General features: G+C 72.5%; 19 protein-coding genes. 7 read left to right on the top strand and 12 right to left on the bottom strand.

Features of this window, described 5'->3' with window-relative positions; translation table 11 throughout:
- Positions 1-50 precede the first annotated feature (50 nt).
- Together IE278_RS39545 and IE278_RS39540 are read left to right on the top strand one after the other, a co-directional pair.
- Positions 51-920, top strand: coding sequence for a lysophospholipid acyltransferase family protein (locus tag IE278_RS39545; RefSeq protein ID WP_189779857.1), 870 nt, complete (start codon positions 51-53; stop codon positions 918-920).
- 33 nt (positions 921-953) lie between these two features.
- Complete coding sequence (locus tag IE278_RS39540; protein ID WP_189779855.1) at positions 954-2,474, top strand: acyl-CoA synthetase; 1,521 nt, start codon at positions 954-956, stop codon at positions 2,472-2,474.
- 4 nt (positions 2,475-2,478) lie between these two features.
- Here the strand turns inward: IE278_RS39540 and IE278_RS39535 are convergent, their stop codons facing one another.
- Together IE278_RS39535 and IE278_RS39530 are read right to left on the bottom strand one after the other, a co-directional pair.
- A complete protein-coding gene (locus IE278_RS39535; RefSeq protein WP_189779854.1) occupies positions 2,479-4,839 on the bottom strand; it encodes an ATP-binding cassette domain-containing protein in 2,361 nt (786 codons plus the stop codon).
- A gap of 44 nt (positions 4,840-4,883) precedes the next feature.
- Positions 4,884-5,894 carry an LLM class flavin-dependent oxidoreductase gene (locus IE278_RS39530; RefSeq protein WP_189779853.1) on the bottom strand — a complete coding sequence of 337 codons (1,011 nt, stop codon included), beginning with the start codon at positions 5,892-5,894 and terminating at the stop codon, positions 4,884-4,886.
- Between the two features lie 178 nt (positions 5,895-6,072).
- Here IE278_RS39530 and IE278_RS39525 point away from each other — a divergent pair, with 178 nt between their 5' ends.
- Complete coding sequence (locus IE278_RS39525) at positions 6,073-6,957, top strand: sugar phosphate isomerase/epimerase family protein (protein WP_189779852.1); 885 nt, start codon at positions 6,073-6,075, stop codon at positions 6,955-6,957.
- Between the two features lie 41 nt (positions 6,958-6,998).
- On the opposite strand, the gene IE278_RS39520 is transcribed toward IE278_RS39525, so the two are convergent.
- Genes IE278_RS39520 through IE278_RS39510 form a run of 3 tightly spaced genes read right to left on the bottom strand, consistent with a single transcriptional unit; the run spans position 6,999 to position 9,826 of the window.
- Entirely contained in the window at positions 6,999-8,018 is a 1,020-nt protein-coding gene (locus tag IE278_RS39520) for a Gfo/Idh/MocA family protein (RefSeq protein ID WP_189779851.1), read from the bottom strand.
- Positions 8,015-9,019, bottom strand: coding sequence for a Gfo/Idh/MocA family protein (locus IE278_RS39515; RefSeq protein WP_189779850.1), 1,005 nt, complete (start codon positions 9,017-9,019; stop codon positions 8,015-8,017). Before IE278_RS39515 ends, IE278_RS39520 begins: the two co-directional genes overlap by 4 nt.
- A gap of 45 nt (positions 9,020-9,064) precedes the next feature.
- On the bottom strand, positions 9,065-9,826 hold the full coding sequence (locus IE278_RS39510) for an SDR family oxidoreductase (protein ID WP_189779849.1): 762 nt from the start codon (positions 9,824-9,826) through the stop codon (positions 9,065-9,067).
- A gap of 116 nt (positions 9,827-9,942) precedes the next feature.
- Between IE278_RS39510 and IE278_RS39505 the strand changes: the two genes are divergently transcribed.
- The 3 genes from IE278_RS39505 to IE278_RS39495 all read left to right on the top strand — a co-directional run bounded on the left by IE278_RS39505 (position 9,943) and on the right by IE278_RS39495 (position 12,427).
- The gene (locus IE278_RS39505; protein WP_189779848.1) at positions 9,943-10,998 is read left to right on the top strand and encodes a LacI family DNA-binding transcriptional regulator; all 1,056 of its coding nucleotides are present in this window, start codon (positions 9,943-9,945) and stop codon (positions 10,996-10,998) included.
- Between the two features lie 113 nt (positions 10,999-11,111).
- A complete protein-coding gene (locus tag IE278_RS39500; RefSeq protein WP_246571537.1) occupies positions 11,112-11,906 on the top strand; it encodes a sulfite exporter TauE/SafE family protein in 795 nt (264 codons plus the stop codon).
- Positions 11,907-11,938: 32 nt separating this feature from the next.
- Positions 11,939-12,427 (top strand): phosphatase domain-containing protein, encoded by a 489-nt coding sequence (locus IE278_RS39495; RefSeq protein WP_189779846.1) that lies wholly within the window; start codon positions 11,939-11,941, stop codon positions 12,425-12,427.
- A gap of 156 nt (positions 12,428-12,583) precedes the next feature.
- Here IE278_RS39495 and IE278_RS39490 read toward each other — a convergent pair whose 3' ends face one another.
- The 5 genes from IE278_RS39490 to egtA all read right to left on the bottom strand — a co-directional run bounded on the left by IE278_RS39490 (position 12,584) and on the right by egtA (position 17,384).
- The gene (locus IE278_RS39490) at positions 12,584-12,799 is read right to left on the bottom strand and encodes a dodecin (protein WP_189779845.1); all 216 of its coding nucleotides are present in this window, start codon (positions 12,797-12,799) and stop codon (positions 12,584-12,586) included.
- Positions 12,800-12,923: 124 nt separating this feature from the next.
- The gene (gene egtD, locus IE278_RS39485) at positions 12,924-13,886 is read right to left on the bottom strand and encodes an L-histidine N(alpha)-methyltransferase (protein ID WP_189779844.1); all 963 of its coding nucleotides are present in this window, start codon (positions 13,884-13,886) and stop codon (positions 12,924-12,926) included.
- Positions 13,883-14,674 carry an ergothioneine biosynthesis protein EgtC gene (gene egtC, locus IE278_RS39480; RefSeq protein ID WP_189779843.1) on the bottom strand — a complete coding sequence of 264 codons (792 nt, stop codon included), beginning with the start codon at positions 14,672-14,674 and terminating at the stop codon, positions 13,883-13,885. The genes egtD and egtC overlap by 4 nt, the downstream gene beginning before the upstream one ends.
- Positions 14,674-16,020, bottom strand: a complete 1,347-nt coding sequence (egtB, locus tag IE278_RS39475; protein WP_189779842.1) for an ergothioneine biosynthesis protein EgtB — start codon at positions 16,018-16,020, stop codon at positions 14,674-14,676. Before egtB ends, egtC begins: the two co-directional genes overlap by 1 nt.
- Positions 16,017-17,384, bottom strand: coding sequence for an ergothioneine biosynthesis glutamate--cysteine ligase EgtA (gene egtA / locus IE278_RS39470; RefSeq protein ID WP_189779841.1), 1,368 nt, complete (start codon positions 17,382-17,384; stop codon positions 16,017-16,019). The genes egtB and egtA overlap by 4 nt, the downstream gene beginning before the upstream one ends.
- Before the next feature lie 257 nt (positions 17,385-17,641).
- On the opposite strand from egtA, the gene IE278_RS39465 reads away from it, so the two are divergent.
- A complete protein-coding gene (locus tag IE278_RS39465; protein ID WP_189779840.1) occupies positions 17,642-18,484 on the top strand; it encodes a TIGR02452 family protein in 843 nt (280 codons plus the stop codon).
- Here the strand turns inward: IE278_RS39465 and IE278_RS39460 are convergent.
- Together IE278_RS39460 and IE278_RS39455 are read right to left on the bottom strand one after the other, a co-directional pair.
- Positions 18,469-18,924, bottom strand: a complete 456-nt coding sequence (locus tag IE278_RS39460) for a type II toxin-antitoxin system PemK/MazF family toxin (RefSeq protein WP_373312225.1) — start codon at positions 18,922-18,924, stop codon at positions 18,469-18,471. The genes IE278_RS39465 and IE278_RS39460 overlap by 16 nt on opposite strands.
- 265 nt (positions 18,925-19,189) lie before the next feature.
- Positions 19,190-20,647 (bottom strand): SPFH domain-containing protein, encoded by a 1,458-nt coding sequence (locus IE278_RS39455; protein ID WP_189779838.1) that lies wholly within the window; start codon positions 20,645-20,647, stop codon positions 19,190-19,192.
- Positions 20,648-20,783 lie beyond the last annotated feature (136 nt).

Raw genomic sequence — 20,783 nt, 5'->3', positions numbered from 1 at the left:
TGGCCCCCGGTCGGGCCGCCGCTCCGACCGCCGCCCCCGCGAGCGCCTGGCTGCCCAGTGCCCCCTGCACCCCGGCGGCCTGCGTGGAGTCCGTGCGGGCGGTCGGCGGCGTGCCGCGGGCCGTGCTGCGGCTGGTCTCGCTGCTCGGCGTGGTCGCCGCCGGGATCCTGGTGATCCCGGTCGTCGCGCGGGCCCCCGCGGGGCTGCGCGACCGGCTCATCAGGATGTGGTGCCGGACCATCGCGCGCACCGCGGGCGTACGGCTGCGCGTCACCGGCGCGGCCCCGCCCACCGGAGGCCTGCTCCTCGTGGCCAACCACATCTCCTGGCTCGACATCCCGCTGCTCGCGGCCGTCCGGCCCGCCCGGATGCTTGCCAAGGCGGAGATCCGGCAGTGGCCCGTCGCCGGGGCGCTCACCGCGAGCAGCGGCGCCCTGTTCATCGAACGCGACCGGCTGCGCGCACTGCCCGAGACGGTCGGGCGGATCGCGGAGTCCCTGCGCGGCGGCGGGGCGGTCGTGGTCTTCCCCGAGGGCAGCACCTGGTGCGGCCGGGCGCAGGGCCGGTTCCGCCGGGCCGCCTTCCAGGCCGCCCTCGACGCGGACGCGGCCGTCCAGCCGGTGCGCCTCCACTACCGGCACGACGGGGGCGCGGTGAGCACCGCGCCCGCGTTCGTGGGCAGTGACTCCCTGCTCACCTCGGTGTGGCGGGTCGTGTCGTCCCGCGACCTCGTGGCCGAGGTACGGGTCGGGCCGGTGCTCCCGCCGGGCTGCGCCGCCGACCGGCGGGATCTCGCCCGGGCCGCCGAGACAGCCACCGGCCACTTCGCCTGTGCCGCGCATCCGGCCCTCCGCGCGGACGAGGAGGTGCCCGCGCATCCGATCATCCGCGCGAACACGGAAGCCCACGCACACCTCTGACGGTCCGTCACCGACCCGGGGTACCGTCCCGGCATGTATCCCGGAGCGTACGACCCCGCCAGGACGGCCGTCGTCACCGCCGACGGCGGCCGTGCCCTCACCTACGGCCAGTTGGAGGACCGCTCCCTGCGCCTCGCCGACCATCTGCGGTCCGCGGGACTGCGCGTCGGCGACCATCTGGCGCTCCTCTCCGACAACGACCCGCGCGTCCTGGAGGTCTACTGGGCGGCACTGCGCTCCGGCCTCTACCTGACCGTGGTCAACCACCATCTGACCGCCGACGAGGCCGCCTACATCGTCCGCGACTGCGGGGCGAGGGCGCTCATCGTCTCGGCGCCCCTCACCGAACTCGGCCGCGCGGTCCGCGCGGCGGCCCCGGGCACCGAACTGCGGCTGGACTTCGACGACGGCTCGTACGAGCGCGCCCTCGCCGAGGCCTCACCCGAACCCCCGGCCCACCAGCCCCGCGGCGTCGACATGCTCTACTCCTCCGGCACCACCGGCCTGCCCAAGGGCATCGCGTCGACCCTGCCCGAGGGTGACGTCCGCGAGGAGATGAGCATCCCGCAACTGCTCTTCCAGCCCCTGTACGGCTTCGGCGAGGACACCGTCTACCTCTGCCCGGCCCCGCTCTACCACGCCGCGCCCCTGCGCTTCTGCTTCGTGGTGACCGCGACCGGCGGCACCGTCGTCCTCATGGACTCCCTCAACTCCTTCGACCCGCGTAGGGCGCTGGCGGCGATCGAACGGCACCGGGTCACGCACAGCCAGTGGGTGCCCACCATGTTCGTACGGATGCTGAAGCTGCCGGACGAGGTGCGCGCCGCGTACGACGTGTCGTCGATGAGGGTCGCCGTGCACGCCGCCGCGCCCTGCCCCGTCGAGGTCAAGCGCCGGATGATGGACTGGTGGGGTCCCGTCCTGTACGAGTACTACTCGGCGACGGAGGCCAACGGCATCACGTTCGTCGGTCCCGAGGAGTGGCTGCGCAAGCCCGGGACGGTGGGCCGCGGCGGATTCCTCGGCGAACTGCGGATCTGCGACGATGACGGCAAGGTGCTGCCCGTCGGCGAGACCGGGACCGTGTACTTCGAACGCGAGGAACTCCCGTTCCGCTACCACAACGACGAGGCCCGCACCCGGCAGGCGCAGCACCCCGAGCACCCGAACTGGACGACCACCGGGGACATCGGGCACGTCGACGAGGACGGCTATCTCTTCCTCACCGACCGCAAGGCGTTCACCATCATCTCCGGCGGCGTGAACATCTACCCGCAGGAGATCGAGGACTGCCTCACCCTGCACCCCGACGTCGCCGACGTGGCGGTCATCGGCGTACCGGACGCGGAGATGGGCGAGGCGGTCAAGGCCGTCGTCCAGCCCGCCCCGGACGCGACCCCCGGCCCGCGACTGGAACGTGAACTCCTCGACTTCGTCCGCGACCGCATCGCCCACTACAAGGCGCCCCGCAGCGTGGATTTCACGGACGCGCTGCCGCGTACGCCCACGGGCAAGCTCGCCAAGTCCAAGCTGCGCGAGGCCTATGGGGACTGAAGACCTATCGGGACCGGGGGCCGCCGCCGAGGGGCAGCGTACGCGCGAGGTACGGGGCCGTGGCGCCGCCCGCCGCCCGCGCGACCTCGGCCGGAGGTCCCGCCGCCACGATCCGTCCGCCCGCGTCGCCTCCGCCCGGGCCCAGGTCGATCACCCAGTCGGCGCCCGCCACCACCGCCATGTCGTGCTCCACGACCACGACGCTGTGACCGCCGTCGACCAGACCGTGCAACTGCCGCATCAGCACCTCGACATCGGCCGGGTGCAGACCGGTCGTCGGCTCGTCGAGAAGGTAGAGGGTGTGGCCCCGGCGTACGCGCTGGAGTTCGCTCGCGAGCTTGATGCGCTGTGCCTCGCCGCCGGACAGCTCGGTCGCGGGCTGGCCGAGCCGCAGATAGCCGAGGCCGACGTCGAGGAGCGTGGTGAGGCTGCGGGCGACGGCCGGGGTGTCCGCGAAGAAGTCCGCTGCGGCCTCGACCGTCAGGTCCAGCACCTGCGCGATGTTCTTCTCCCGGTACGTCACTTCGAGCGTCTCGGGGTTGTAGCGCGTTCCGCCGCAGTCCGGGCACGGGGCGTAGGTGCTCGGCAGGAAGAGCAGTTCGACGCTGACGAACCCTTCACCCTGGCAGGTCTCGCAGCGCCCGCCCGCGACGTTGAACGAGAACCGCCCGACCCCGTAGCCGCGACGGCCCGCCTCCTCGGTCCCGGCGAAGACCTTGCGCACGACGTCGAAGAGCCCCGTGTACGTGGCCAGGTTCGAGCGGGGCGTACGGCCGATGGGCTTCTGGTCGACGCTCACCAGCCGTCCCACGCCCGGCAGTTCCTCCGTGATCTCCCCGATGAGCGTGGACTTGCCCGACCCGGAGACACCGGTGACCGCGGTGAGCACGCCGAGCGGGAACTCGGCGGTCACCCCGCGCAGGTTGTGACGGTTCACCGGCCCGGCCTTCAACCAGCCTCGCGCCGCCCGGACTTCGCGTACCGGGGCGGGGGAGCGGTCGAAGAGGAAACGGGCCGTGGCGGACCCGGTGACGCGCTCCAGGTCCGCCACCGGGCCGCTGTGCAGCACCCGCCCGCCGTGCTCGCCCGCCTCGGGGCCCACGTCGACCAGCCAGTCGGCGCCGCGTACCACGTCGAGGCTGTGCTCCACGACGAACACCGAGTTGCCGGCCGCCTTCAGCCGGGCCAGGACCGTGAGCAGGGCCTCGGTGTCCGCCGGGTGCAGTCCGGCGGACGGTTCGTCCAGGACGTACACGACGCCGAAGAGGCCGGAGCGCAACTGCGTGGCCAGGCGCAGTCGTTGGAGTTCGCCCGCGGACAGGGTCGGGGTGGCCCGGGCGAGGCTGAGGTAGCCGAGGCCCAGCTCGGTGACGGGGGAGATACGGGCGAGCAGGTCCTCCGTGAGGACGCGGGCCGTCTCGGAGCCGTCGTGGCCCGTGAGGGAGCCGGCCAGTTCGGTGAGCGGCAGCGCGGCCAGCTCGGCGATGGTCCGGCCCGCGAAGGTCACCGCGAGCGCCTCGGGCCGCAGCCGGCTGCCGCCGCACACCGGACAGGGCGTGGCGGCCAGAAACCGCTCCGCCTTCGTCCGCAGCGTCTGACTCCTGGAGTCCGAGAACGTCTTGAGGACATAGCGCCGCGCGCTCATGTACGTGCCCTGGTAAGGGCGTTGGATCCGCCCCGCGTCCCGTACCGGATGGACCGTCACGACCGGCTGCTCGTCCGTGAAGAGGATCCACTCGCGCTGCCCGGCGGGCAGGTCGCGCCACGGCCGGTCCACGTCGTAGCCCAGCGCGTCGAGGACATCGCGCAGGTTCTTGCCCTGCCATGCGCCCGGCCACGCGGCGATCGCGCCCTCACGGATCGACAGGGCCGGATCGGGGACCAGCAACTCCTCGGTCGTCCGGTGCACCTGCCCGAGGCCGTGGCACTCGGGGCAGGCCCCGGCGGCCGTGTTCGGCGAGAAGGCGTCCGAGTCGAGCCGTTCGGCGCCCGGCGGATAGTGGCCCGCGCGGGAGAACAGCATCCGCAGCGAGTTGGAGAGGTTGGTGACCGTTCCGACGGACGAGCGCGAGGTGGGTGTCGAGCGCCGCTGCTGGAGCGACACCGCGGGCGGCAGTCCGCTGATGTCGCCGACCTTGGGCGCCCCCACCTGATGGATCAGCCGCCGTGCGTACGGGGCCACCGACTCGAAGTACCGCCGCTGGGCCTCCGCGTAGATCGTCCCGAAGGCCAGGGACGACTTCCCGGACCCGGAGACCCCCGTGAACACCACCAGCACATCCCGCGGAATGTCGACATCGACCCCCTGGAGATTGTGCTCACGGGCACCGCGCACGCGGACGTACGGGTCATGGGGGCTGTGCATGGGGTGACTCCTGCGGGACGGGGGTGCGGACCCCAGTGGAACACTTACGCGGGCCCCAGCCCAGCGACCCGCGCCAGCCGCCGGAACGAGTCGGCCAGCGCCTCCCGGTCGTACGTACTGGTGGTGACCAGCACCTCGTCCGCCGAGGTCTCCTTGATCACCGTCTCCAGCTCGTGCGCGACCTGTTCCTCGGTGCCGGCGATGTGACCGGAGAGACCGGACTCGTAGAAGCCGCGCTCCTTCTCGGTCATCGTCAGCGACTCGACACGCTCGGCGGAGGGCAGCGGCGGAAACGTGCCATGGGTGCGTGAGTACGCCATCGACCACGCCTCCGGGAGCAGCAGCCGCCGTGCCTCCTCCGGTGTCCCCGCGACCGCCACCGTCCCGGAGATCACCACATACGGCTCCGCCGCCCACACGGAGGGCCGGAACGTCTCGCGGTAGTGGTCGATGCCCCGGCGCATCTTCTCGCGGTTCCTGAGGTCGCCGATGACCATGGGGAGCCCGGCCCGGGCGGCGATCGTCGCGCCCTCGCCCATCGCCAGCACGAACGGCGGCACCGTCAGGCCGTCGGCGGGGCGTGCGCGCACCCCGGTCGGGGAGGTGCCGCGGAACCAGCCCAGCAGCTCGTCGAGCTGCGCCGCGAAGTCGTCGGCCATGTCCTTGTCCCGGCCCAGCGCCCTGCGTACACCGTCCGTGAACCCCACGGAACGCCCGAGACCCATGTCGATACGGCCGGGGAAGAGGGACTCCAGGACGCCGAACTGTTCCGCCACCACCAGGGGCTGGTGGTTGGGCAGCATCACCCCGCCCGTGCCCACCCGGATGGAGCTGGTCGCGGCGGCGACCGCGGCGGCCAGGACGGTCGGCGCGGAACCGGCGACACCCGGTACGCCGTGGTGCTCCGAGACCCAGATCCGGTGGTAGCCGAGCCCCTCCAGCTCCCGCGCCAGCCGGACGGTGTCGCGCAGCGCCTCGGGGGCGCCGTGGCCCTCCCGGGTGCGCGAGCGGTCCAGGACGGAGAACCGGGTCCGGTGATCCTGCTGGTGCGACATGTCTTCTCCGCTGGAACGACTGTGGTGCTCCGTCGTCTGTCTCAACAGTCGTTTCGCGAATTTCTTCCACGGGGGTCTCGGCCGGCACGTGAATGACGGGAAAAAGATGGCTGCGGTGAGGCCCCGCTGAGGGATCCACCCCTTCATTTTTGTGCCGGGATGCACTTAACGTTGCGCCATGGACACTCAGATACCCCGGATCGCCGGAGCGCCCATCTCGTGGGGCGTGTGCGAAGTACCCGACTGGGGTTACCAGTTGACGCCCGATCGCGTGCTGAAGGAGATGCGCGAGGTCGGTCTGGCCGCCACCGAGTTCGGGCCCGAGGGCTTTCTGCCCGGCGAGCCGGCGGCCATGGCGCAGGTCCTCGCCCACCACGACCTGCGGGCGGTCGGCGGCTTCACCCCGCTGCTGCTGCACGTACCCGGGCACGACCCGCTGCCCGAGGTCGACACGCTCCTGGAGAGCTATGCCGCGTCCGGGGCCGACGTCCTCGTCCTCTCGGCCGTCACGGGACAGGACGGCTACGACTCCCGGCCCGAGCTGGACGCCGACGGCTGGAAGCTGCTGCTGTCCAACCTGGACCGCCTGACCGCGCTGGCCGCCGAACGGGGCGTACAGGCCGTGCTGCACCCGCACGTCGGCACGATGGTCGAGAACGGCGAAGAGGTCCAGCGCGTGCTGGAGCACTCCGCGATCGCCCTCTGCCTCGACACCGGCCACCTGCTGATCGGCGGCACCGACCCCGCCGAGCTGACCCGGCAGGCACCCGAGCGGATCGCCCACACCCATATGAAGGACGTGGACGCCGCCCTGGCCGCCAAGGTCCAGTCGGGCCGCCTCAGCTACACGGACGCCGTCCGGGACGGCATGTACCGGCCGCTCGGCGCAGGTGACGTGGACGTCCAGGCCATCGTGAGCCACCTCGGGGCCCGCGGCTACGACGGCTGGTACGTCCTGGAGCAGGACACCATCCTCACCGAGGAGCCCGCGGGCAAGGGCCCCGTGGACGACGTGTGGAGCAGCGCCGAGTACCTGCGCTCGGTGCTCCGCGACGCACACTGACGAGCCCGGCGGGCACCGGCGGCAAGGCGGTACGGCACCGGTCAGGCCGAGGCCGGTAGGGCCGTCCGCGGACGGAGCGGGAAGCCCGCGGCCTGGTAGCAGTCGTCGATGAGGCGCATCGTGGCGAGCGCGTCATCGGCGTCCAGGCGCAGGGGCGCGCCCCTGCGCAGATGCGCCGCGAACGCTTCGAGCTGGTAGGTGTACGAGGACCGGCGGCCGAGCATCTCGACGCGCTCGCCCGAGGCCGTACGGACCCGGACCCGGTCGTCCAGGTGCGGCTGGACGAAGTTCACCGCCGTGGCCTCGCCGAGTGAGCCCACGATCCGGCAGCTCATCTCCCACCCGTCGTGCGCCATGTGGCAGCGGGCACTGCCGGTGGCGCCGCCCGGGAACTCCAGGTCGGCGTCCAGCCACTCGTCGACCCCGGGCGCGCCCGCCCGTTCGCCGCCGCGCGCCGCGACGAGCCTCGGCGCGCCGCCCGCCCAGGGCGCGAGCACCCGCTGGGCGTGCAGGCTGTAGCAGCCCAGGTCCATCAGGGCGCCGCCCGCCAGCGGCAGCGACCAGCGCGGGTCGCTGTCCGGCGGGGCCGGCATGACCATCGTGGTCTCCACATGCCGCAGCTCGCCCAGCTCCCCGCTCTCCAGCAGCTCGTGCAGACGCCGGGTGACCGGGTGGAACAGGTAGTGGAAGCCCTCCATGAAGACCGTGCCCGCCTTCGCGACGGCGTCCCGGACCTCGACGGCCTCCTCGGTGTTGCTCGCGGAGGGCTTCTCGGTGAGCACATGCTTGCCCGCGGCGAGCGCGGCGAGGTTCCAGGGCGCGTGCAGACCGTTGGCGAGCGGGTTGTAGACGACCTCGACCGCCGGGTCGGAGACGACGTCGGCGTACGAGTCCAGGACCCGCTCCACGTCGTGCTCGGCCGCGAAGGCCTCGGCGCGGGAGCGGTCGCGGGCGGCCACCGCCACGAGGCGGTGGCCGGTCACCCGGGCCGGGCCCGCGATCGAGAGTTCGGCGATGCGTGCCGCGCCCAGCACACCGATCCGCAGGGGTTCCTCCGTCATACCTTGCGCACCTCTTCCAGTCGTACCGGCCGGTGCTCGCGCAGCGACAGCGTGCAGGCCTCGGCGATCCAGCTCGCCTCGAGGGCGTCGGCCACGGTGCAGGGGGAGGGGCGGGAGCCCGCCACGACCTCCGTGAACGCGGTGAGTTCGGCGCGGTAGGCGGCGGCGAAGCGGTCCATGAAGAAGTGGTGCGGCGGGCCGGCGGGGAAGGTGGCGCCCGGCTCGACGGACCGCAGCGGCAGCTTGTCCTCCAGGCCCACGGCGATACTGTCCAGCATGCCGTGCACCTCCAGGCGGACGTCGTAACCGCGGGCGTTGTGCCGGGAGTTGGAGATGGCGCCGATCGTGCCGTCGTCGAAGGTGAGCAGCGCGGAGGCGGTGTCGACGTCACCCGCCGCCGCGATGAAGTCCGCGCCCCGGTTGCCGCCGGTCGCGTACACCTCGACGACCTCGCGGCCGGTGACCCAGCGCACGATGTCGAAGTCGTGCACGCTGCAGTCGCGGAAGATGCCCCCGGAGACGGCCACGTACGCGGCGGGCGGCGGCGCGGGGTCCAGGGTGGTGGACCGCACGGTGTGCAGCAGGCCGAGTTCACCGCTCAGCACGGCCTGGCGCGCGGCGACACAGCCCGCGTCGAACCGCCGGTTGTAGCCGATGTGCACCTCGACCCCGCTGCCCTCCACCGCGTGCAGCACGTCGAGGCTCTCCTCGACGCCGCGGGCCACGGGCTTCTCGCAGAAGACCGGGATGCCCGCCTTGACGGCGGCGAGGAGGAGTTCGGGGTGGGCGTCGGTCGCGGCGGCGATCACGACGCCGTCGACTCCGGCGGCGAACACCGCGTCGGGGGAGTCCACCGCCGTCGCCCCGAACCGCTCCGCCGCCGAGGAGGCCGCCGCGGCGACCGGGTCGGTGACCACGAGCGAGTCGACCGCTTCGAGTCCGGACAGGGTCTGTGCGTGGAACGCGCCGATCCGGCCGAGCCCCATGATGCCAATACGCATGCGAATCTTGCTCCTTCAACCCAGTGGTTCAGCCCGGAGGGCGGTTCAGTCGAGCCCGCCGAAGACGGTCTGGTCCCAGTCGATGACCGAGCCGGTCACCACACCGCTGCGATCGGAGAGCAGGAGGACGACGAAGTCGGCGATCTCGTCGACCTGCCCGAGCTTGCCCATCGGCTGGGCCGCCGCGGCCTTCTCCCGCCAGTCGTCGCCCGCGCCGTGGAAGGCGCGCTGGGTGGCGTCCTCGCCCTCGGTGTCCGTCCAGCCGATGTTCAGGCCGTTGATCCGGATCCGGTCCCAGCGGTGCGCGTGGGCCGCGTTGCGGGTCAGCCCCGCCAGCCCGGCCTTCGCCGTGGAGTACGCCGCCAGATGCGGCGGGCCGCCGTGCGCGCAGTTCGAGATGATGTTCACGATCGTGCCCGGCGCCTCGCGGGCCGTCATGTCGGCGACCGCGGCCTGCGTCGCGAAGAACGGCGCCCGCAGATTGACCGCGATGTGCGCGTCGAACAGTTCCGGCGTGGTGTCGAGGAGCGAGCCGCGTGACGTCAGCCCCGCCGCGTTGACCAGGCAGTCGATCCGCCCGTGCGCGGCCACCGCCTGGACGACGCTGTCGCGGGCCTGCGCCGCGTCCGACAGGTCGGCACGTACGAAAAGGGCGCCGGTGTCCGCGGCGAGACCCTCGCCGATCCCGGCCCGGCGTCCGGTGAAGACGACGGTCGCGCCCTCGCGTACGGCCGCCCGGCCGATCCCCGCGCCCACCCCCTGGCTGCCGCCGTTGACGAGGACGACCTTGTCCTCAAGAAGTCCCATGAGTGCGTCGTTCTCCTTCGGCTCCGGCGGCGCTGCTGTCAGTCTTGTGAACCGGAGCCCGTCATACAATCCGCAGAGACCCATCAAAAGTCCGTCATTTGCCTGCGGGGGCCGCCGTGCGTCATCCATATCCGATTAGGGAGATCGCCCGTCAGGCCGGTCTGAGCGAGGCCACGGTCGACCGGGTCCTCAACGACCGGGGCGGCGTACGGGAGAGCACGGTCATGGAGGTGCGCCAGGCCATCAAGGATCTGGACCGCCAGCGGACCCAGGTCCGCATCGGCGGCCGCACCTTCATGATCGACATCGTGATGCAGACGCCGGAGCGGTTCTCCACCGCCGTACGGGACGCCCTGGAGGCCGAACTGCCCTCCCTGCATCCCGCCGTGGTGCGTTCGCGCTTCCACTTCCGGGAGACCTGCCCCGCCTCGGACCTCGTCGCGACGCTGGACAAGATCGCCAAGCGTGGCTCGCAGGGAGTCATCCTCAAAGCCCCGGACCTGCCGGAGATCGTCGCCGCCGTCAGCCGGCTGGTCGCGGCGGGCATCCCCGTCGTCACCCTGGTCAGCGACCTGCCCAGCAGCGCGCGCATGGCGTACGTGGGCATCGACAACCGGGCCGCGGGCGCCACCGCCGCCTATCTCATCGGCCAGTGGCTCGGCGACCGGCCCGGCAACGTGCTCGCCACGATCAGCCGGGGCTCCTTCCGCGGCGAGGAGGAGCGGGAGATGGGCTTCCGCAGCGCGATGCGCAGCGCGCAGCCCGGGCGGTCCCTGGTGGAGGTCACCGACAGCGACGGCCTGGACGCCACCCAGCGGGACCTCGTCCTGGACGCCCTCGAACGGGACGAGGACGTCATCGCCGTCTACTCGGCCGGGGGCGGGAACGCGGCGACCCTCGACGCGTTCGCCCAGCTCGGGCGGGAGTGCGCGGTGTTCATCGCCCACGACCTGGACCACGACAACACCGGGTTCCTGCGCGAACGCCGGCTGTCCGCCGTGCTCCACCACGACCTGCGCCAGGACATGCGGCGCGCCTGCCAGACCATCATGCGCGCGCACAAGGCCCTTCCTGACGAAGGCCCCTTCCTGCCCTCGGCGATCCAGGTGGTCACGCCGTACAACATGCCGCCGGGCGTTCCTCTCACGTCATCGGGCCCGGCCGGAGTCTGACGAGGGCGGATTGGGCGACCCCACGTCTGCATATGTGGATGGTGTCTATAGGGTGGAACGACAGTGTGTGGCGGGCCAGGACGCCACCGCACCCGGGCAGACAAGAGGGTCACGTGCAAGCGCTCATCGCCGGGACCGACTCCGGCCGCGTACTGCTGCTCCTGGCCGCCGGTGTCGCCTCCGGGCTCGCCGGTTCCGTCGCCGGTCTGGCCTCGCTGTTCAGCTATCCCGCGCTCCTCGCCGCGGGCCTGCCGCCCGTGGCGGCCAACGTCACCAATACCGTGGCGCTCTTCTCCAACACCGTGGGATCCGCGGTGGGGGCCCGGGCGGAACTGCGCGGGCAGCGCACCCGCCTCGTCCGGCTCGCCGTCACGGCGGCGCTGGGCGGGGCGATCGGCGCGGCCCTGCTCCTCGGCACACCGTCGTCGACGTTCGAGCTGGTCGTGCCGTGGCTCGTGGCCCTGGGCTCGGTCCTGATCCTCGTCCGTGAACCCCTGCGGCGGCTGACCGCGCGCTTCAGCGCAGGTCCGGCCTCCTCCTCCGTACCCGGACTCCCCCTGGCCTGCGCCGTGCTGCTGGTCGGCCTGTACGGCGGCTACTTCGGCGCCGCGGCGGGCGTCCTGATGCTCGCCGTGCTCTCCCTGTCCGCCTCCGAGCCGCTGCCCGTGACCAACGCGGTCAAGAACATCGCCACTGGCGCGGCCAACATCACCGCGGCGATCGCCTACGCCTTTCTCGCCCCGGTCGACTGGAGCGCGGCGCTCACACTCGGCGTGGGCTGCTTCGCGGGCGCCTGGATGGGGCCCGCGGTGGTACGCCGACTGCCCGAGGCCCCGCTGCGCATCGCGATCGCCCTGGCCGGGTTCGGCCTCGCGTGGACCCTGTGGCGGGACGCCACCGCGTCCTGAACGACGGAAAGCGGCGTTCTAGGGTGGCCGCTGTGACGAACAGCAGCAGGCCCCTCGCCGTCTTCGACCTCGACGGCACGCTCGCCGACACCGCGCACCGGCAGCGGTTCCTGGAGCAGCGGCCGCGGAACTGGGACGCCTTCTTCGCCGCGGCGCCGCACGATCCACCGCTGGCCGAGGGGGTGGCACTGGCCCTGGAGCACGCGAAGGAGTGCGAGGTCCTCTATCTGACCGGGCGGCCGGAGCGCTGCCGCAAGGACACGGTGGCCTGGATCGCCGCCCAGGGCCTGCCCGAGGGCCGCGTCCGGATGCGGCGCGACGACGACCGCAGGCCCGCCCGGCGCACCAAGCTGCAGATCCTCCGCGAGCTGGCCCGCGACCGTGAGATCAGGGTGCTCGTGGACGACGACGAGCTGGTGTGCGAGGACGCCGAACGGGCCGGGTTCCGCGTCGTACGGGCCCGCTGGGCGGCGGCGTCGGCGGCGCTGAAGGAGGCGCAGGAGCGGGAAGGGCGCACCTGACGGGCGCGTCCGGCGGGGGACAGGAGGACGGGCGGGTCCGACGAGCGGATCCGACAGCCCGGCGCGACAGCCGTACCCGGCACGAGTACCGGCCCCTCCCGAACGTGCCGGGAGGGGCCGGTACTCGTGCCGGGTACGGGCCGGACAGGGCCGCCGTCAGGCCGAGTCCTCCAGGCGGAAGCCGACCTTCAGGCCGACCTGGTAGTGCTTGACCTGCCCGTTCTCGATCTGCCCTCGCACCTGCGTGACCTCGAACCAGTCGAGGTTGCGCAGGGTCTGCGAGGCCCGGGTGACCCCGTTGCGGATCGCCTGGTCGATGCCCTCGTGCGAGGTTCCGACGATCTCGGTGACCCGGTAGGTGTGGTCGGACATGCGGGTGCTCCTCTCCGCCGTGGCCCGTGTGCCACGTGTCGTTCCACGGTGCCCCAGGAGGCGGGGGACCGCGAGATGTGGGCCCGGGGGACACGGACTCCGGCGGGCTCCGGCCCGGTGCGGTTCACCGGGCCGTGCTCAGCGACAGCGCGAACCTCCCCTCGGTGTCCGTCCACCAGTGGGTGAGTTCGAGTCCGGTCGCCGCCAGCTCCGCGCGTACGCCGTCCTCGCGGAACTTCGCCGACACCTCGGTGCGCAGCTCCTCGCCCTCGGCGAACTCCACGGCGAGGTCGAGCGCCGGGATCTTCACGGTCACGGCCGACAGGGCGCGCAGCCGCATCTCGATCCACTCCTCCTCGGCGTTCCAACGGGCGACATGGCTGAAGTCGCCGGGATCGAAGTCCGCGCCCAGCTCGCGGTTGACGACGCTCAGCACGTTCTTGTTGAACGCCGCCGTCACCCCCGCCGCGTCGTCGTAGGCGGCGACGAGCACCGACTCGTCCTTCACCAGGTCGGTGCCGAGGAGCAGGGCGTCCCCCGGCGACAGCAGGGAACGTACCGACGCCAGGAACGAGGCCCGTTCGGCGGGCAGCAGATTGCCGAGCGTGCCGCCGAGGAACGCGACGAGCCGCGGGCCGGGCGTGCCGGGCAGCGTGAGACCGCAGGTGAAGTCGGCGATCAGCGCGTGCACGTCGAGCGAGGGCCGCTCGGCGGCCAGCGCCTCACCGGCGAGCCGGAGCGCGCTCTCGCTCACGTCCACCGGCACATAGGTGTGCAGGGCCGGAAGCGCGTCGAGCAGGTGCCGGGTCTTCTCGGACGAGCCCGACCCCAGTTCGACGAGCGTGCGCGCGCCGGTCGCCGCGGCGATCTCCGGGGCCCGGGCGGCGAGGATCTCGGCCTCGGCACGGGTGGGGTAGTACTCGGGCAGCGCGGTGATCTTCTCGAAGAGCTCGCTGCCGAGCGCGTCGTAGAACCACTTGGGCGGGAGCGTCTTCGGTGTGCGGGTCAGGCCGTGCAGGACGTCGGCCCGCAGGGCGGCGTCCGTCGCGTCCTCGGGCAGCGTGCGGGTGACCAGGAACGGACTCACGTACGGGGCTCCTTGTTCGGTACGGACGCCAGGTGTTCGTCGATGTCCTTGAGCGGGGTGAGCAGGACGTCATTGCGGCTCGCGGCGAGCAGCGTGCGGTCCGGCACCTCCCGCCAGTGCGGGTCGTCGTCGTACGGCTCGGACGCGACGACGGTGCGCCGGCCGGGCTCGGTCAGATACCACAGCGTGTCGCCCCAGGCGGTGGCGGCGATCACCTCGCCGTTGGTGAGCAGCAGGTTGAGGCGCGAGCCGGGGGCCGCCGCCGCGACCTCCAGGACCGTGTCGGCGAGCGCCTGGCCCTCCTCGTCGCCACCCCGCAGCCGGTTCAGGACCAGCGCCCAGACGAGCGCCGAGTCGCAGCGCGCCTCCATCGACAGCAGGTCGACGGCGGGCAGCGTCCGGGCGAGCCGGGCCAGGGAGCGCGGCCAGCCGGCGATCGCGCCGTTGTGGCTGAACAGCCAGGTGCCCGCGGCGAAGGGGGCCGCCGCGGCCTCCCCGTCCGCCCCCGCCAGGGTCGCGTCGCGCACCGCGGCGAGCAGCGCGCCCGAGCGCACCACCCGCGCCAGGTCGGCGAAGGACTGGTCGCCCCAGATCGGCCCGGTACGCCGGTAACGCCCGGGCACCGGATCACCCTCGGCGTACCAGCCGACGCCGAAACCGTCGGCGTTGACGGTCCCGTACCGCTGGCGCCGGGGCGCCCACGACTGGCGGTACAGGCTGTGGGCCGGGTCCACGAGGAGCCGCCCCAGCGGCTCCTCGGGCCCCAGGTATGCCAGATGACGGCACATCAGGCGCTGTCCGGACGGGCGTCCCGGGCGGTGCGGAACCCGGAGAAGATCTGCCGCCGGACCGGATAGTCCCAGTTGCGGAACGTCCCCCGGCACGCCACCGCGTCCACGGCGAACGAGCCGCCGCGCAGCACCTTGTGCTCCGACCCGAAGAACACCTCCGAGTACTCCTTGTACGGGAAGGCGTGAAAGCCCGGATAGGGGAGCAGATCGCTGGACGTCCACTCCCACACGTCACCGATCAACTGCCGTACGCCGAGCGGCGACTGCCCCTCCGGATAGCTGCCCGCCGGGGCCGGGCGCAGATGGCGCTGGCCGAGGTTGGCGTGCTCGGGTGTGGGGTCGGCGTCGCCCCACGGATAGCGCGTCGAGCGGCCCGTCTCCGGGTCGTGCCGGGCGGCCTTCTCCCACTCCGCCTCACTCGGCAGCCGCCGCCCCGCCCAGCGCGCGTACGCGTCGGCCTCGTACCAGCTGACGTGCAGGACGGGCTCGTCGGGCGGTACGACCTCGGTGGCGCCGAAGCGCCGCCGCAGCCACTGCCCGCCGTCGCGGCGCCAGAACAACGGCGCCTCGATGGAGTGCTCCCGGATGTGCGACCAGCCCTTCGGCGCCCACCAGCGCCGGTCGGTGTACCCGCCGTCCGCGATGAACGCCTGGTACGCCTCGTTCGTCACCGGAGTGGTGTCGATGAAGAACGGCGGCACCAGACGCGCGTGCGCCGGCCGTTCGTTGTCCAGCGCCCACGGCTCGGTGGACGTGCCCATCGTGAACGGGCCGCCCGGCACCAGCACTTCGGCCGGTCCGGTGAACGCGGGTACGGGCATCGGGTCCGGCGCCGTCAGGGCCACCGGTCCCTTGCGGAGCTGATGGGTGATCAGCATGGTCTCGTCGTGCTGCTGTTCGTGCTGGGCGATCATGCCGAAGGCGAAGCCGGCCTCGGTCAGCCGTTCGCCGGTGCCCTGGAATGCGGCGCTCTCCAGGATGTCCAGCGCCCGCCCGCGTACCTCGGCGGCGTAGGTGCGTGCCTCGGCGGGCGGCAGCAGCGGAAGCGAGGGCCGCTCGGCGCGCGGGTGCTCGAACGCGTCGTACAGGCCGTCGATGTCGGGCCGCATCGCGTCACGGCCGGCGACCGTCCGCAGCAGCCACAGCTCTTCCTGGTTGCCGATGTGCGCGAGGTCCCACACCAGCGGGGACATCAACGGCGAGTGCTGCGCGGTCAGTTCGGGGTCCTCGACACAGGAGGTCAGCAGTGCCGTGCGCTCGCGGGCCGTGAGCAGCGCCGCCAGCGCACGCTTCCTGAGCGTCTCCGGGTCGTCGAGCGAAGTGCCGGTACCGGGGTCGGTCATGGGCGGAAGTCCTTCCCGCTGAGCAGGTGTCCTGTGCTGTGACGCGTGCCGGGACGCGTCTCGTGGGGGGTGCCGTGGAGCGTGCCGTGGTCCGGACGGCCGGAGTCGGCGGCACGGTCCAGCAGATCGTCGGCGGGGCAGCGGCCCCGGGCCACATAGCGGTCGGTGAACTCCGCGACCGCCCGCTGCACCTCGGTGCTCGCGCCGATCCTGGGCAGCGCGTCGGCGGCCGCCGCGAAACAGGTCAGCGCCGCCTCCCGCAGTTCGGGATCGGCCAGGCCCGAGCGGGCGGCGGCCGTCCACAGCGGGTTGAGCGGGGCGGGCAGCGAGCCGGCCCGTTCGGCGAGCGGTTTCACCGTCCGGTAGGCGGTCTCCGCGGCCTCCGGATCGTCGAACAGCGCCGCCGTCACGGCCAGCGGCACGATCCAGCCGTCGTCACCCGGCTGCGCGTCGATCATGCGCAGCTCCAGATGCCCGCGCGGACGCACCGGCGGGAACAGGGTCGTCTGGTGGTAGTCGAGGTCCTCCCGGCCCGGCGGTGCGTCGGACCGGGTCCACGCCCGGAAACTCAGCCCCTCGGGTACGTCCCAGGGTCCGCTGGGCGCGCGTACGCACATCACCGGCGCGTCCAGGACGTGCCGTGCCCAGGCGGCCCGCGGGTCGCCGTCGAGGGGCGGGGCGCTGGTGCGGCCCGCATCCATCGCGGCCCACAGGGACTGCCGGGTGGACCGCCAGCCGGTGGGCCGACCCCGGGCCATCGGGGAATTGGCGAACGCGCCGACCAGCACCGCGCCCAGCTGATGGGCCAGCCACCAGCGCCGCCCGAGACCGAGCGGTCCCGGTTCCTCGTACCCGGCGTCCAGGCAGACCTGGACGGAGGCGGAGGTGCACATCATGGCGCGGCCCTCGGGGCCCGCACGGTCGAGGCAGGTCTCCATGGCGTCGTAACGCGGCTCATGGAGGAACCGGGTGGGTTCGTTCCAGGGGTCCTGGCCCAGTCCGTGCAGGGCGAGACCCGCCTGACGCAGTACCGCGCGTACGGCGTCGAGGTCGGCGGATACGGAGGCGATGCACTCCATCAGGGAGGCGGCGGGTGCGGAGCTGAGCTCCAGCTGGCCGCCCGGTTCGACGGTGACCGCCGAACTCAGGGGCAGGGCCCGCACTGCGGCATAGGCCGCTTCGCGACGTTCTGGTGGTACGGGGACCCGCGGGGTGCGCGGATCATGGACGAGCCATTCGAGTTCCACACCGAGGAAGCGGGGCGGTCCGGTCTTGAAGCATATGCCGCGGACCAGTGCCTCCACTTCGGCCTCGGTGACGGTGGAGCGGCGTGGCTCCGTACAGTCACTCACCGAATCGGACATGTCGGGATCCTCCTGAGATTCCATCCATGCCGTCGGCCCGGCTTCGGATGGGCCGGCCCGACAGACGCTCGTCCCACCCAAGACCCTTGAGGCGGTTCGCACAAGGGTGCGTATCGCCGCTTTTGGGTGCGTGAAACTCTGTTGCGACTCCAGACCAGGATCGCTCACCATGCGTTCATGAGCACGACGGGGGATGCGACAGAGGTACCGGGGGAGATCGCGCGGGGCGCGAGCACGGCGCCTACAGGGGTGGCGCCATGAGCGCACGGCTGCGCGCGATCGCACGGCAGACGGAGGAGATCGTCGCGGCGGGTTCGTACCGCGCGTCCGACGGGCGCGAGGTGTCGATCGCCGCGGCGGTGGCCGCCGCGCGGAAGGGCACACGGATGTACGGCCCGGAGCCACTGGAGACACCGGGTCCCCCTGCTTCTTCCGGTTCCGCGCCCACGTTCTTCGAGGTCACGGGCGAGAGCAGCCTGGAGGCGGCGCGCCGGCTGGCGCCGGCCGGCCCGGTCGCGGTGCTGAACTTCTCCTCGGCGCGCAATCCCGGCGGGGGCTATCTGAACGGCGCGCAGGCCCAGGAAGAGGCACTGTGCCGGGCCTCCGCGCTCTACGCGTGCGTGGTGCGGGTCCGTGAGTTCTACGACCACCACCGGACGCACCGCGACACCTTCTACACCGACCGGGTGATCCACTCACTGGCCGTCCCGGTCTTCCGCGACGACCGGGGAGCGCTCCTCGACGAGCCGTACACCGCGGGCTTCCTCACGGCCGCGGCGCCCAATGCGGGAGTGATCAAGCGCACAGCGCCGGAGCGTATGCACGAGCTGCCTGGTGCTCTCGCCTCCCGCGCCGAGCGCGTCCTGGAGACGGCCGCGGCCCACGGCTACCGCCGGCTGGTGCTGGGCGCCTGGGGCTGCGGAGTCTTCCAGAACGACCCGGCGCAGGTGGCAGGCGCCTTCTCGGCGCTCCTCGGGGACACCGGCCGCTTCGCCGGCACCTTCGAGCACGTGGTGTTCGGCGTCCTCGACCGGACGAGGGGAGCGGTGGTGCGGGGCGCCTTCGACGAGGAGTTCAGGCCCCTTCAGCGCCAGCCGTAGCGCTCCCGCAGCCGGTGCACCACCAGGTTGAACCGCATCCGGTCCAGCGCGCACGCCTCCCGGCGCATCCCCTTCTCGTGCAGCCGCAGCACCCGGTCGACGTCCACCCACGAGTCGCGCCCCGACCGGTCCCAGGGCCCGCTGCCGATCGGCACCCACTCCCGGTCGCCGTTGTGCCCCTTGCTCGACAACTGCACGGCGAGAAAGGTGTCGCCGCCCTCGCGGGCGACCACCAGCACCGGCCGGTCCTTGCCGCGCCCGTCGTTCTCCTCGTAGGGCACCCACGTCCACACGATCTCGCCCGGGTCCGGGTCACCGTCGTGGGCGGGGGAGTACTCGGTCCGCACGACCCCGACCCGCCGCGGATCGGCCTCGACGGTGGCGGAGGACCCGAACCGCCCAGGAACATCACGCTCAACAGATGCAGTCACGAACGACACGCTATCCCGCCCCCCTTCCCAGCCAGGAACACGGCCACCCGCCGCTTTTGCCTTGAGGGGCGCGGGGAACGGCGCACCGAGCCACGCCCGACCCGCACCGGTCAACGCCCCCCCCCCGCCCCCACGGCGCCGCTTTTGCCTTGAGGGGCGCGGGGAACGGCGCACCGAGCTCCGCCCGACCCGCACTGGTCAACACCCCCGGCCCCAACGGCCGCTGTTAGGGGCGCGGGGAACGGCGCACTCAGCCCCGTCCGACCCGCCCCGGTCAACCCCCCGCCGGCGGGCCCCCGTTCACACCCGAACCCTCCGCGCCCACACGCCCGTTCGCGTTCACGGAAGCAAGCAACTGCCGGGCAAGCCCGAGCCCAGCCCCACCCATGGTCAACGCCTTGGCGAACATGTCGGACATCCCGTCCGCCCCGTTCAACAGCACCATGTGCTCCACGTTCCCGAACGCCCCCGCCCCGGCCTGCACGATCTCCGGCCAGTTCTCGGCGAGTTGCTGCGCGACAACCGCCTCCTGGTTCTCCGCCAGCGCGGCGGCCCGCGCCGCGATGGCCTCCGCCTCGGCGAGCCCCTTCGCCCGCGTGGACTCGGCGATCGCGAGCCCCTTCGCCTGCTGCGCGGCGGCCTCCGCCTCACCCGTGGCCCGGGTCGCGGTCGCGGCGGCCGCACCCCGCGCCTTCGTGGCCTCGGCCTCCGCACCCGCGGCCGTCGTGACCCGGGTCGCCTCGGCCGCCGCGGCCAACTCGGTCTCCTTGGCCTTGGCCTGCGCCGCCGAGATCCGCACATCGCGCTCCGCCTCGGCCAGCGTGCGCTTCTCGTACGCCTTCGCGTCCGCGGGCTTGCGGACGTCCGCCTGGAGCTGCTGCTCGCGCCGGTGGGCCTTCAGTTCGGCGACGCGCGTCTCCTGGACCACGACCTCCTGCCGGGCCCCCGCCTCGGCGAGCGGCCCGGCCTGCCGCGCCTTGGCCGCGGCCTTGTCGCGCTCCGCCTGGTATCCGGCCTGAAGGATCTCGCTGTCCCGGGTCGCCTCCGCCATCCGCGCGGCGGCCTGCTGCTCGGCCTCGGTGGCCAGCCGGTTGGCCTGTGCCTGCGCGATCCGCGCGTCCCGCTGGACGGCCGCCGCGTGCGGCATGGCCAGGTTCTTGATGTAGCCCGTCGGATCCTCGATCTCGTGGATCTGCAGCGAGTCGACGATCAGTCCGAGCTTCTCCATCTCCGTACCGCACGCGGCACGGGTCTGCCCGGTGAGTTTGTCGCGGTCGCGGATCATGTCCTCGACGGTCAACCCGCCGACGATGGACCGCAGATGGCCGGCGAACACGTTGTGCACCCGCTCCGCCACCAGCTTCTGCTGATCGAGGAAGCGGCGGCCCGCGTTGGCGATCGACACGAAGTCGTCGCCCACCTTGAAGATGACCACGCCCCGCACCTTGAGCGGGATGCCCTGGTGGGTCACGCAGTCGACGGACAGATCGGTCTCGTTGAGGTCGAGCGAGAGTTTGCGGACCGCCTGGATGCCCGGCAGCACGAGGGTGCCGCGCCCGGTGACGATACGAAAACCCATCCCGTCCTCGATGCCTTCGGTGCGGTGTTTCGAACCGGAGATGATCAGTGCTTCGTTGGGTTCCGCGACGCGCCACATCAGCTTGAAGACGACTACGACGAAAATGAGCGCGAGGACCGCTGCCCCCGCCACGACGCCGACGACCATCGGCATTCGCCCCCTGTCGGATGGTGCCCGGTCGGCACCGGACGAAGGGAGTGTGCGCCCGGGACGGCCCGTGGAGACAGAGGCCGACGCGTCCTTGGGACAGCCTTGATACGTACTGCGCGCTCACGTGGTCCGGAGGCCC

It is taken from the genome of Streptomyces tauricus (assembly GCF_014650955.1).
Taxonomy (GTDB): domain Bacteria; phylum Actinomycetota; class Actinomycetes; order Streptomycetales; family Streptomycetaceae; genus Streptomyces; species Streptomyces tauricus.
This window is presented reverse-complemented; position numbering and strand designations above follow the sequence as displayed.